Below are 12,053 nucleotides of genomic sequence, written 5' to 3'. Positions count from 1 at the left end.
GGATTTCCTCCAAGAACAGTAGAGGCAATTACAAAGAAACTGCTAGGGATGAAATACTTACAGCGTCTTGGAGAAGGCAAAGCCACTAGATATAAAGTTATTATTTAAAAGTTTTAGTATGTTTTTCGAGATTTTTTTAAATCCAGTCTTATGCACAACTTTGTTTGCAATTTTATTCGATTAAAAATTGCATTTTAGCAATAAAAAACTTACTTATTGTAGGAAAATCTTGTGTTTGTTCTCATATAAAACTATTTATGGAGTGACAATGGTACATGTATTATACTTACATTTCTGATTCGAAAATTTATGCAGTTGTTTCTAACAAGATTGATCAACAAATTCTATTGTTTAAAGATGAGAAATAAAGTAATCATCATTTCCAGTATTGCTTTTATTCTACTGTTTTTTATCAGCAGTGCATTTTTAAAAAAAGATCAGGCGGTTCATAGCGATAATGCAACTAGTAGCTTTTCAGTAAAAACTCAAGAATGTGCGCCGCAAAACCGCACTATATATTTAAATTTTTCTGGTACAGTAAATCCCTTACATAGAGCTAGCCTTGTCTCAAAAATAAGTGGTAAGATTATTGCTATTTATTTACCTGATGGTAAAAAGGTAAAAAGAGATGATGTAGTGTTAAAGATAGAAGATTATGACAGGATTGAGCAAGCTCAGAAAGCCAAAGCTTTATTAAAGCAGCGTGAAATTGAGTATGATTCCTCTCACAAACTGAATAAAAAAGGCTATGGGGCACAAATACAAGTAGAAGCAGCTTTTACTGCGTTACAAAGTGCAAAAGCTGACCTAAAAAGGCTAGAATTGGATTTAGAAAATACTGCAGTCACATCTCCTATAGATGGTTATATTGATAAAATCAATGCAAACGAAGGGGATTTTGTTAATGCTGGGCAAAAAATAGCTGACGTGGTTAATTTCGATCAAATTCTTGTAGTGTTATACGTTTCGGAAAATGAAGTAAATAAAATAGAGCTAGGCAGCACAGCTCAAATTAATTTGCTGGACGGAAAAGAATTGGCAGGTGAAGTAAGTTTTATTAGTAAAATTGCTGAGCCTAAAACTGGGTCTTATAGGGTAGAAGTAAAGGTAACTAATAATAAAATGATATCCTTGCAGGGACTAACTGCCAACGTAAGGCTACCTTCAGGCGAAAGATTTGCATATAAAGTTCCTTCTTCAGCCCTGAGCTTAAGTGACGAGGGTGCTCTTGGAATAAAGATTGTTGATGACAATAATTATGTAGTATTTGCACCAATAGAAATTGTTGATCATGAGAGCGATGGGGTTTGGATAGTAGCAAATAACGAAGATAAACCCATAAAGTTAATAGTATTGGGCCACCTATTTGTTAAGCCTGGTGATAAGGTTTAAGACATAAGATCCTTTGACCTTACCCAGAAAAAGTGGAGAGAAAGTGTGGAATGTTTTTTACAAAAAGAATGATGCATCAAATTGTTCTGGAATGCACTAGTTAATAGTGACGTTGTTTGTTATAAAAAATTTCTATGTATTCAAATATTGCAGTTCTAGTTTGTTGAGCAGAGTGTTGTGAAGTATCAATAAGTATTTCTCTTTTCAATGAGCTAAAGAAGCTTTCTGCAACAGAATTGTCGTAACAAGAGCCTTTATTACTCATCTATATTCTTTACAGCTAAGAGATATTGATACCCTTGCGCAGTATATTGTGAACCTTGGTCACTGAGCTTTCATTGCTTCTGTGTACCCTTGCGCAGTATATTGTGAACCTTGGTCACTGTGCAGCAGTAGATTTTTAACAGGTTTACGCCTATTAATGGCCATTAATAAAGAGTTCATAACCAATTGTTTATTTATTGCACTACTCATTAACTACCATACGTGAGAATTATTGCTGCCAAATATAGCCATCCCTCCTTGGTTTTGATGTAAGTAATCCCATACTTTATTTGGTTGATCAACAATAAAGTTTTGATCTAGTATATTGGGAGCTACAGCTCTATTATCTGTTTGTTGTTTTTTAATTTTAAACTTTCTTCTCAGTATAGCCCTGATGTCATTTTTCTGCATAATACTTTGCACCGTTTTCAAATTGCAACTTTTACCCAAAGCCTTCAATTCAGCATGAATTTTAGGAGCTCCATATCTACATTTAGAAACTTGATATATTTTTTGAATAGCTGCGAGTAGCTCTTTATTTGCTGATTCTCTACTGCTTATTTTTCTTGTGGTCCACTTATAGTAGCCACTAGCAGAAAATCCTACATAATTCCTATAGCAGTTACTATACTCTTTTATAAAAAAATATTTTACTCTTTTTGACTGGCCAGGGCTTTTTTTTAAATGTCTCTTTCCCTTGTTAATCTTGCTAACTCTCTTTGTAAATCAAACCTCTCTTTGTCGTAAGGAGCCATGTTACCTCTACCTGGAAATGCATTTGCCGCTGACTTTTTTTCGTTATATTTCTTCATCCATTTTCCTAATACACTATCCCTTATTCCTAGATCTCTTGCTACTTTTGCAACTGGTTGACCTACCTTTCTTTGTTCATTTGCCAGCTTAACAGCTTCCAATTTGAATTCTGCTGTATATTCTCTTACCATTTCTAATCCTCCAAAATTTTATTTTACCCAAAAAAACTCTTTTCTTTCTCTCCACTTTTTCTGGGTAAGGTCACTACTGCTATTCCACGTCAAGAACAACCATAAGTTCATTAGGGTTCACATAACCTAAAGCATTTTTTGCTTGCTCATCAAGCAGATCTAAATCTAAGCTTTTTTCATATAAGCCAAATACTTTGTTGTCCAACTTTTCCTTTTCAGAAGAGACATCCTTTAGCAAAAGTTTATTGTACTCGATTTCTTTTTTTAAATCGATTAACGTCAATAAGCCACGTTTACCTGTAATTGTGCTAATGCTGAAATATAATGTAAGGGAAGAAATGAGTAAGGCTGCGCTTAAACACAGTAATTTTTGCTTCTTTTTAGATATAAGCACCGTACTTTCACATATAAAAAATATATAACATGAAAAGGTGAACAAAAAGCTAAGAACCTTGACGCGCTTTACACCTTGGCTTTACCTTATTTATAATGTAAATCTTACCACCCCTTTTCACAACTTTACAATTTTTATCTCTGTTACGATGAGATTTTAGCGACCCTTTGACTTTCATATCTATAGTAAGAATTAAATTACTTTACATTATAATCACTTATCAAGAGTTAGTCAATTGATAACATTTTATTAAAATATTGTATAATTGTTGCTGATACTTCTTCGATCGACTTTTGCGTGACATCGATAATTGGCCAGTTATTCTGTTTAAAGAGCTCCTCTGCTTCTTTAATTTCCTTTTCTACTTTCTCAGGGTTAGCATATATATTATTATCTTCGTTGTTAATTGAAGTAAGTCTATTTTTGCGTATTTCTATTAGCCTACTTACGTCTATTGTTACCCCTATCGTTAGTTTATTTTTTAATTTTGCCAAGTCAACATAAAAGGGTACTCCACTAACAAAAGGAATATTTGCAACTTTATAGCCTCGGTAAGCTAAATACGTACTGGTGGGAGATTTTGATGTACGTGAAACTCCAACCAAAATTATATCTGCTTTATCAATATCTTGAATATTTTGTCCATCATCATGATTAATAGTGTAGTTTATTGCCTCAATGCGCTGAAAATATTCGTTATTTATCTCAGTATGCAAGTCAAGCTTTTCGTCTTTTTCAATTTCAAGATAAGACGAAATTTCTCTAATAATATGTGATAATATTGCTCTATAGGGAATTTTCAACTTTATACAGTTATCTTTTAGATATTTTCTTAGCTCATCATCAGTAATAGTGCATATAACAAAATTATGCTCATCACTTTTCCTATTAATTTCCTCCAGAATTTTGTCAATCTGCTCTTCTCCTTTTACAAAAGACCAAACATATTCGATCGTTTCTACAGAACGAAAGTGTTTCAGAGCTGATTTTGCAACTGATATAACAGTTTCACCACTTGAATCTGATACTAAGTGTAGATTAAGCTTTTTAAGGGTCATATACTAAAAATAATAGCTAGCAATCTGCTACTGAAATTATGCTAATTTGTTGACCTACGTAAATATAGAAAAACTATCCTGTTGATAAAACTCAAACTAATTGGTAAATTCTTAACACAATTATTCTCAAAACGAATGTTTTTATTAAAGCCTACAAATTTCTCTTATTTTTCTAAGAAAGCTCTACCTTGGCTTGGGGTTATTTGTTTCGCATGTTTTTTAATTGGAATGTCTTTGGCGTTATTCTTCTCTCCAGAAGATTATAAACAAGGAGAAATTGTACGAATCATGTACATTCATGTGCCTTCTGCATGGCTTGCTCTTGGAATATATGGATTAATTGCATCACTTGGTTTCATTTCATTGGTATGGAACAATAGCATTGCTAGTGTCTTGGCACATGCTGCTGCTCCTGCAGGGACAGTCTTTTCGGCAATATGCTTAATCACAGGCAGCATCTGGGGAAAAGGAACCTGGGGCACTTGGTGGGTATGGGATGCAAGGCTTACTTCAATGCTGATTTTATTTTTCCTATATGTTGGCTACCTTTCATTGTGGAGCGCTTTTGATAATGAAGCGAGGGCAGAAAAATCAGCAGCAGTATTTGCCATCTTTAGTGCTATAAATATTCCTATAGTAAAATTTTCCGTGAATTTATGGTCCACTCTCCATCAGCCAGCAAGCATTTTGAGAAAAGGTGGAATAGCAATAGAAAGTTCCCTGCTGTTGCCACTGGTTGCAATGTTTATGTTTTGTGCCACATTTTTTTTAGTAGTGTGGATACTGTATTCACTTTACTTAATTAATTTATATAAGATAAAGAGAGAAATCAGTATGCGGTATTAGGCCGAGAGATGAAAATAGAACACACCACATCACCAAGTAGCAAAGACATTGAATTCCTACTCAAAAAGATTAATGAAGAAACCGTTGATAAAGGTACGTGTAACCCATTTGCTTTTTTTATTCGCGATGATACTGAACAAATTATTGTAGGTTGTAGCGGTTTTGTTATCTATGGTTCAATTTACACTGACTTGCTTTGGGTGCACTCTGATTATAGAAGAAAAGGTATGGGAAAGCAGCTAATGGAAGAAGTTCATGATTATGGTCGTGAGATGCACTGTAAAATAGCAACCGTTGCAACCATGAATTTTCAAAAAGCGAAAGTATTTTATGAAAAGCTTGGGTATAAGTGTGATCTTGTACGTCCAGGGTATGTTAACATGTATATTTTTGAAGAAAGTGTTGTGAGATGCACTGTAAAATAGCAACCGTTGTAACCATGAACTCTAAAATATTTAAAGAGCCTACTAATATCTTTAAGGTAAATGTTCATGTGATTCCGCAGAATAATTCTGTTTTTTGATTCTATCTGTCCATTTATCATTTTCTATATCTTGTTTGTTGGTTGCTTTTTTTTCTTGCTCAACAATTGCCTTATCTATCTCCTTATGAATTGCATTAATCGCACCTCCTTTTTTGTATACTTCGCTTTTCCCTTCAATAATTAACTTAATAAAAGTATTTACAACAGACTGCACTTGATTATGATTAACCTGACCTTTTGTCAAAGAAGGTAAAGAGCCTAATTCCATCAATACTTCTGGTGCTGTTTTATCTTGAGTGGAAAGTCCTAAATTATCTGCTACTTTACTTATTAATAACTCTCTGTGTTCTTTATTATCTTCCAATTTAGCATAATCACTCAATAGATCTATAACGGTAGATACTCTGACTTCAACAACATCATCAACATCTTCATCTTCTAGAGCAACTCCTGACCCCAATAACCTCTCTCTGAGATTTTCGCTTAAAAGATTGATAAATTCTTCATTTGCATCTGATCCTGTGGTTGATATTGTACCATCTAAATAGTTACTTTGAGCACCGAAGCCATGCTCTATTTGTATTTTTGTCTCAGGTTTAAATCCTAATTTTGCACAGAATTTCTGAAAATATTCTTTAATAATGTCAAACAAGCTCTTGCCATTATCTTTATAATTTTTTAACTCTTTAGGAATAGTAAGTGACAATTTACCATCTCTGTATGTTACAAAGTCTTCACCATTGTGAGATTCAATTGTAAATTCCAATGAACTAGACAGATTACATATCTTATCGCCATGCATAACTTGATTTTTAACAGAGAGTATTGGTAGCCTCATATCAGATCTAATTCTCACATTATTTTGGTTAGCACAATCAATATTTATTACTTTTTTAGGATTTTCTACTATGAACGACTGTCCAAGTGCAAGTTGGGTTTGTATAAATGGAGCAGCCTCATACCCTGCTTGATTACAATTGGTAACTAGCTCTTCTAAAATAGCATCACTTGGAACTTCTGCCCCAGCGTATCTGAACATTTTTTTGAAAACTTCTTTTGCAAAGGAACGGTAATCCTTGTTTTCATCTTTCTCTGTTGGTAATAGATGGATATACCTTTGGCCAGCATTGTAAAATTCTTCAAATTCTTTCTTATATGAATCGGTTTTTTGATGATTGGCAGTTTTGGAATTTTCACAGTGATTTTTCCATAGCTCACCCAATGCATTACTTACAAGCTCTTTCTCAATATCTTCGAGTACTGAAGCAACAAAAGCTTTGCCATGATCCGTATCTATTTCTCTTGTTCCTTTTTTGTTAAATATTTCGTCATTATATATATCATCACTATTAAAAAGTTCGCTTTTGCGGTGCTTAGCTCCTTCCTTAAATGCAATAATAAGATTTTTATCTATTTCTTTTCCGTTAATAATAAAATTCATCCTTTGAAAATCTAAGAACATTGTTTCACCGGAATTCGCTAATTTATTATCTTGATCTGCTCTTAATTTACTAAAATTGAACTCTTTAGCTGTGGCCTTTAATCTAACTACTGGACTCTTATTATTTTTTCCTTTTGTCTCTTTCATAAATAACACCTTACTGTAAATATGCTGTAAGTTATATCATATAATGATGAATAATTTGGTAATATATTAAGAAAATCGACAGTATATTTCTTTATTTAAGGGGTGTAGGAAAGGCGTAGATTTCTCTTTCCATTTGTAGCGTACTGCATTAATATTTATGTATTAATCTAGAAAATAATGATGAATAACATTGTAATTGTTGGTCTGCAATGGGGTGACGAAGGCAAGGGTAAAATAGTAGATTATCTTTCTGAGAATGCAGATGTAGTTGTGAGATTTCAGGGAGGAAATAATGCAGGGCACACTATAGTAGTAGATGATGAGGTTTATAAATTAAATTTACTGCCCTCTGCTGTTTTGAGGCCAGGCAAAATATCTATCATAGGAAATGGCGTTGCTCTTGATCCACACGCTCTAATCTCAGAAATAGAGTCATTGAAAGTTAAAGGAGTAGACGTAAACTATAACAACTTGATGGTATCCGAGAGCTGTCCATTAATACTTAGCATACATAAGGACAAGGAAAAGCTATTTGAAGATTTAAATGGAAATCACAAAATTGGTACAACAAACAAAGGGATAGGGCCATGTTATGAAGATAAAGTTGGAAGGAGAGCTATACGCCTTTGTGACTTAGAAAACGCAGATGAGCTCAATAAAAGAGTGGATACTCTTTTGAATTACCACAATGCTATCAGGAAAGGCCTTAACTACCAGGTGGTTAAAAAAGAAGAAATATTAAAGGAAATTCAAGAGATTTCAGAAAAAATTCTTTCATATAAAAAACCTGTGTGGAAGATATTAAATGACTTGATGAAAGAAGGTAAGAAAATAATATTTGAAGGTGCCCAAGGCGCATTTTTAGATATCGACCACGGAACTTACCCTTTTGTTACTTCAAGTAATACTGTAGCATCGCAAGCAATAACAGGCTCAGGGTTATCCTCCAATGCTTACATTATTGGTGTGGTAAAAGCTTATACAACAAGAGTGGGCAATGGCCCATTTCCTACTGAGCAGAAAAATGAAGTAGGAGATAGCTTGTTTACTATAGGTAAGGAACTTGGAACAGTGAGCAATAGAAGAAGGCGTTGCGGATGGTTCGATGCAGTTTTAGTGCGCCAGGCCGTACAACTCTCTGGAGTTTCAAGCATTGTATTAACCAAATTAGATGTGCTTAATTCTTTTGATACAATTAAAATATGCACTGGTTACAAGTATAGCGGAAAAATGTATGATTATTTACCCGCATCGCATTCAATACAAGGGGAATTAGAGCCAATATATGAAGAGTTTCCTGGCTGGAAAGAAAACACTCAAGGTAAAAGGTCGATTGAAACATTGCCTATCAATTTAATAAAATATATAGAAGGGTTAGAAAAATTAATAGGTGTACCAATTCATCTAATCTCAACTAGTCCAAAGAGAGAGGATGTTATTAAGCTTAAAGATTTCTGAAAACGTCTTTGTATCTTAGAGCCTGTACGTAATCTCAAAAAAGAGATAAAGTGAGAGGATAAAGTATATAAAGTAGGATATGCGAAGTTTATAACCAAGTGACATAAGTCGAGAAAAGTTTGAGATTATTGTAGCAGATCTGGAATCTTGCAGAAAGAAGACAAAACCAAGAACACTTGATTTACATGATATATTTTGTGGAGTGTTATACGTGTTAAAAAGTGGTTGCCAGTGGAGAATGGTATCAAAAGAGTTCCCAAAATGGCGCAATTGTTACGACTATTTTAAGAAGTGGAGTGAAAAACCAGATGTAAATAAAGAAAGTGTTCTGGAGCTGGTATTAAAAAAAAATAATTGCGACAAAACAATGGTCGGAAAAGCTTCTGCATAATTGATGCACAGAGTATAAAAAATGCAGATACTGCTGAAGCTATGATGCAGGCAAGAAGATTTCAGGGCCGTATTGCAGTAGATACGCAAGCATGCAATTTATACAACAACAGCAGAGATAACTGACCGTAGCAGTGCTGTGAGAATGGTCGAAAATGCAAAAGAAAACCTCTCGGGAGTTAAAAATGTACTGGTTGATGCAGGCTATACTGGAGAGAATTTTGTAACTCAAATAAAAACGATTATTGGTGCAACCGTTGAAGTGATCAAAAGAAATGAATTACGTTCCTTTGTTGTATTGCCCAAAAGATGGGTTGTGGAGCGATCTTTTGCTTGGTTAGAAAAATGTAGAAGATTGTGGAAAAATTGTGAGCGAAAACTCAATACTAGCCTACAAATGGTAGTTCTGGCTTTCACTGCCTTACTTCTGAAAAAATTATGAACAGGCTCTTACTAACTCTTATCTAATAAAAAAAATACTTGTGTAACTTCGAATAGTCTATTATGCAAGACAACAGTATAAACATGTAGTAAGAAATGTATAATGAAAAATAAAAGCTCAAGTTTAACACTTGCAGTTATTTTTACACAATTAAGTAATCATAAAAGTTAGTGTAGGGCGAGGTTATACAGTTTGATTTCTTTTAATATATGTTAATTGGTATAATATAAATATAGTTAAGGAGGTGTATTATGATTGGAAGTTTGGCTAAAGAAGAAAAAACAGCAGAGGCAGGAAAAACAGGTGATCAACTTGAAAAGTGTATTGGACCAACTTCACTGAATAGGGAGGTTTATTACTCTACGCTTATCTACTATACATTAAAAGAGTTATATTCACAATTAGGTGATATCTCTTATGCTAATAAAACAAGATCAGAAAAAGAAATAATCAATTTTTATGTTCTACCTCAATTTGCACGTTTTAAAGAAATTATTGATGAAGATATAAAAAAAGATCCTTCGTTTGCAAATTCTGCTATTGTAAAGTTTTGCTCCTCAATTATAAAAAATAACAAATTACTTAAAGAATTAGAAGAAGTTAGTATTCCTGCCAAAAACTCTAGTGTAAAGGCAAGGGTAAGCTTTCAACTAAAAAATCTGAAAGAAAAGGTGTGGTTCTTAGGAAAACTAAAGGAAAAAAAGAATTTCACTTACGTGCAGAGGGCTTTTGGGGATAAGTGGAGTTTTTATGACCTAATAAATGATGGAGATTTTAAAAAAACGTACATAGATAAAGCAGTAACAGAGTCTGCTAATAAGAGCTTTAAGGAAGATATAGATAAATGCATAAAGTTGGCAGAGCAGGGAAAAGAAGCTGCAAGTAAATATCTTGGAGAGAAAGGCGTAGAGTTTCGAGCTTATTACACAGAAACTGATAACACTCATAGAGTTTTGAATATCAATCTTATTAATTACAATAGAAGTGAGCAAACCAGGATTAGTGACATTTTACAGCAAGAGAAAGATATTAAAGAGCTGAATATCTATTGCAATAAAAAACATGAAATACACTCTCATCGGAAAGGTAAGGAAAGATATTATGAATTTAAAGAGGGCGCATATTATGAAATGAAAAGCACTTGGCCTGTAAAGGATGGATCCGAAATGTGTACCATGATTATGAATGTGAGTAGCGATGGCATAACTGAAGTACTAAAATTTAATGATGAAGATTTTGTGCTATCGGATGAGATCTTAGAATTAATAAAGCAAAACGATGAATTATATATTCAAGGTCTCTCCTTATATGATGCTGTACTAGAAAAAGGTAAGGCTGCTGATGTTGTACCTACTGCTAATAATAATTTTCAAAATGAGTCTATAGCGGCCTATCGCGAGGAACCAGAGGGGGAATTAGACCCTAAAGTTGATGCTGACAATAGCCTTCCTCCTTCTATTAATAGCAATGCATCAACTCAAACGGAAGTCAATTTACAACACACTGAAACTCAAACAGAAGTTGCTTCACAACAAATCGAAACTAAAACGGAAGTCAATTTACAGCACACTGGAACTCAGACAGAATTTGCTTCACAACAAATGGATGAATTGATTTTAAATAATCAGATGCTGTCCGAAAAAAACGTTGAATTGAAGCAAGAAATGTCAAATTTGAAAAAAGAAGCTGTTGAATTGAAGCAAAAAATAGAAGCAGGGTTGCAAGTGATAAATAAAAAGCACCATGAATTAATACAAGAAAATCAGCGACTACAGGAGAAACTAGAAACAACCCAAGCAGAAGCTAATCAAACAATTGTAAAGTTAGAGAAGCAGAATAGCAATTTACAAGACAGGTTTGAAAAAGAGGAGCAAAAAAACACGGAATTGCAAACTGAACTGGCACAAAAAAATGAAGAATTAGCAGGTGTGTTAAAAGAGCTACAAGGGAAAGCACAAGAACTTAAAGGTGTATATGAAGAAAAAAGAAAGCTAAAGGAAGAGCTGAAAATTGTTAATGCAGGAAAGAAGAATTTGGAAAAAGAGCTAAATCAAGCACGAGAAGATGCGGAACAGATAATGGTTGAACGACGCCAGCAGAAAGAGCGCTTGAAAGATCAGCTAAGAGAATTAGATCAGGAATATAAGGTACAAGTAGAAATTGAGCAAAAGATTAAAGAATCAGATAGGCAGGATAGCGATTTACAAGATACACTTGGAGAAGAGATACTAAAACTCAACATTGAAGAACTAGAAAACGAGTACGAGGAATTTCCAGGAGATAAGGTGCTTACACTTGAACTCACTAAAGATGAAGATAAAGTCGAAGAGTTAAGAAACGAGCTAGAGCGTGAGAAAGAAAAGTGTAAACAATTATTAGAAGAAGAAAATGAATGGGGTGATGAATTGGTAGGAATGCTTGATGGACTGGAAGAAAAAATTCGTGCTGATGAACAAAGGAGCTTCAACAATCAATTAACGGGAGAAATTTCTAATGAGTCTGGTAATGCTCCACGACAGAAGAAAAGGTTATCCAAATCTTCAAGCGTTGATAATGAGTCTTATGTTCCACTGAGAGAGAAGACAACATTACTCAGATCTTTAAGCGTTGATAGTGGACTTGATAGCGATGAAGAAAATTGTGATAATGATTTATCTTTCAACATAAGTCCTATAAGTTCTATTGAGAAGGTGGCAGAGAGTAGAAACGTAGGTAGGGTATCATTGTGAAGATGGTTGGGGTTAAGTTGCAACTTAAGTGGGGCGCAAAAGGTCTTTTGTGTTGATAATAATT

10 protein-coding genes and 2 pseudogenes (1 of these 12 cut by a window edge) are annotated in these 12,053 nt (G+C 33.9%); 7 read left to right on the top strand and 5 right to left on the bottom strand.

The features are described from left to right. Positions 1-108, top strand: partial view of a Fic family protein gene (locus tag WG67_RS01525; protein WP_070356796.1) — the 3' end only. Its footprint begins 975 nt before the window's first position; only the last 108 of its 1,083 coding nucleotides appear in the window; the start codon falls outside the window, past its left edge; the stop codon is at positions 106-108. Positions 109-309: 201 nt separating this feature from the next. Next, entirely contained in the window at positions 310-1,392 is a 1,083-nt protein-coding gene (locus WG67_RS01520) for an efflux RND transporter periplasmic adaptor subunit (protein WP_070356795.1), read from the top strand. 96 nt (positions 1,393-1,488) lie between these two features. Here WG67_RS01520 and WG67_RS08100 read toward each other — a convergent pair. From WG67_RS08100 to WG67_RS01495, 4 genes and pseudogenes are all read right to left on the bottom strand, one after another. Beyond that, positions 1,489-2,600: pseudogene (locus tag WG67_RS08100) on the bottom strand (IS3 family transposase). Positions 2,601-2,679: 79 nt separating this feature from the next. Continuing rightward, positions 2,680-2,994, bottom strand: coding sequence for an FtsB family cell division protein (locus WG67_RS01505; protein ID WP_010962526.1), 315 nt, complete (start codon positions 2,992-2,994; stop codon positions 2,680-2,682). 49 nt (positions 2,995-3,043) lie between these two features. Beyond that, the gene (ykgO, locus tag WG67_RS01500; RefSeq protein ID WP_006279631.1) at positions 3,044-3,172 is read right to left on the bottom strand and encodes a type B 50S ribosomal protein L36; all 129 of its coding nucleotides are present in this window, start codon (positions 3,170-3,172) and stop codon (positions 3,044-3,046) included. A gap of 49 nt (positions 3,173-3,221) precedes the next feature. After that, a complete protein-coding gene (locus WG67_RS01495) occupies positions 3,222-4,052 on the bottom strand; it encodes a pyruvate, water dikinase regulatory protein (RefSeq protein WP_006280267.1) in 831 nt (276 codons plus the stop codon). Positions 4,053-4,187: 135 nt separating this feature from the next. Between WG67_RS01495 and ccmC the strand changes: the two genes are divergently transcribed. Together ccmC and WG67_RS01485 are read left to right on the top strand one after the other, a co-directional pair. Beyond that, the gene (gene ccmC, locus WG67_RS01490; RefSeq protein WP_010962525.1) at positions 4,188-4,898 is read left to right on the top strand and encodes a heme ABC transporter permease CcmC; all 711 of its coding nucleotides are present in this window, start codon (positions 4,188-4,190) and stop codon (positions 4,896-4,898) included. Between the two features lie 8 nt (positions 4,899-4,906). Then, on the top strand, positions 4,907-5,323 hold the full coding sequence (locus WG67_RS01485) for a GNAT family N-acetyltransferase (RefSeq protein WP_083250453.1): 417 nt from the start codon (positions 4,907-4,909) through the stop codon (positions 5,321-5,323). 51 nt (positions 5,324-5,374) lie between these two features. On the opposite strand, the gene WG67_RS01480 is transcribed toward WG67_RS01485, so the two are convergent. After that, positions 5,375-6,970 (bottom strand): hypothetical protein, encoded by a 1,596-nt coding sequence (locus WG67_RS01480; RefSeq protein ID WP_038198650.1) that lies wholly within the window; start codon positions 6,968-6,970, stop codon positions 5,375-5,377. A gap of 180 nt (positions 6,971-7,150) precedes the next feature. On the opposite strand from WG67_RS01480, the gene WG67_RS01475 reads away from it, so the two are divergent. The 3 genes and pseudogenes from WG67_RS01475 (at position 7,151) to WG67_RS01465 (ending at position 11,989) form a co-directional block, all read left to right on the top strand. Next, entirely contained in the window at positions 7,151-8,428 is a 1,278-nt protein-coding gene (locus tag WG67_RS01475; protein WP_070357042.1) for an adenylosuccinate synthase, read from the top strand. A 103-nt stretch (positions 8,429-8,531) separates the two neighbouring features. Continuing rightward, a pseudogene (locus WG67_RS05965) lies at positions 8,532-9,260 on the top strand (IS5 family transposase). Between the two features lie 251 nt (positions 9,261-9,511). After that, a complete protein-coding gene (locus WG67_RS01465; RefSeq protein WP_070356793.1) occupies positions 9,512-11,989 on the top strand; it encodes a coiled-coil domain-containing protein in 2,478 nt (825 codons plus the stop codon). Positions 11,990-12,053 lie beyond the last annotated feature (64 nt).

The organism is Wolbachia endosymbiont of Drosophila incompta (genome assembly GCF_001758565.1).
GTDB lineage: Bacteria > Pseudomonadota > Alphaproteobacteria > Rickettsiales > Anaplasmataceae > Wolbachia > Wolbachia pipientis.
Note: the sequence above shows the minus strand (reverse complement) of the source record. Positions and strands in the feature narration are given on the sequence as shown.

What these genes read in the sequence shown, in the direction of transcription:
- WG67_RS01480 (WP_038198650.1), bottom strand. Translation starts at nt 6,970, where the DNA reads ATGAAAGAGACAAAAGGAAAAAATAATAAGAGTCCAGTAGTTAGATTA.
- WG67_RS01495 (WP_006280267.1), bottom strand. Translation starts at nt 4,052, where the DNA reads ATGACCCTTAAAAAGCTTAATCTACACTTAGTATCAGATTCAAGTGGT.
- WG67_RS01520 (WP_070356795.1), top strand. Translation starts at nt 310, where the DNA reads ATGCAGTTGTTTCTAACAAGATTGATCAACAAATTCTATTGTTTAAAG.
- WG67_RS01465 (WP_070356793.1), top strand. Translation starts at nt 9,512, where the DNA reads ATGATTGGAAGTTTGGCTAAAGAAGAAAAAACAGCAGAGGCAGGAAAA.
- WG67_RS01485 (WP_083250453.1), top strand. Translation starts at nt 4,907, where the DNA reads ATGAAAATAGAACACACCACATCACCAAGTAGCAAAGACATTGAATTC.
- WG67_RS01475 (WP_070357042.1), top strand. Translation starts at nt 7,151, where the DNA reads ATGAATAACATTGTAATTGTTGGTCTGCAATGGGGTGACGAAGGCAAG.
- ccmC (WP_010962525.1), top strand. Translation starts at nt 4,188, where the DNA reads ATGTTTTTATTAAAGCCTACAAATTTCTCTTATTTTTCTAAGAAAGCT.
- ykgO (WP_006279631.1), bottom strand. Translation starts at nt 3,172, where the DNA reads ATGAAAGTCAAAGGGTCGCTAAAATCTCATCGTAACAGAGATAAAAAT.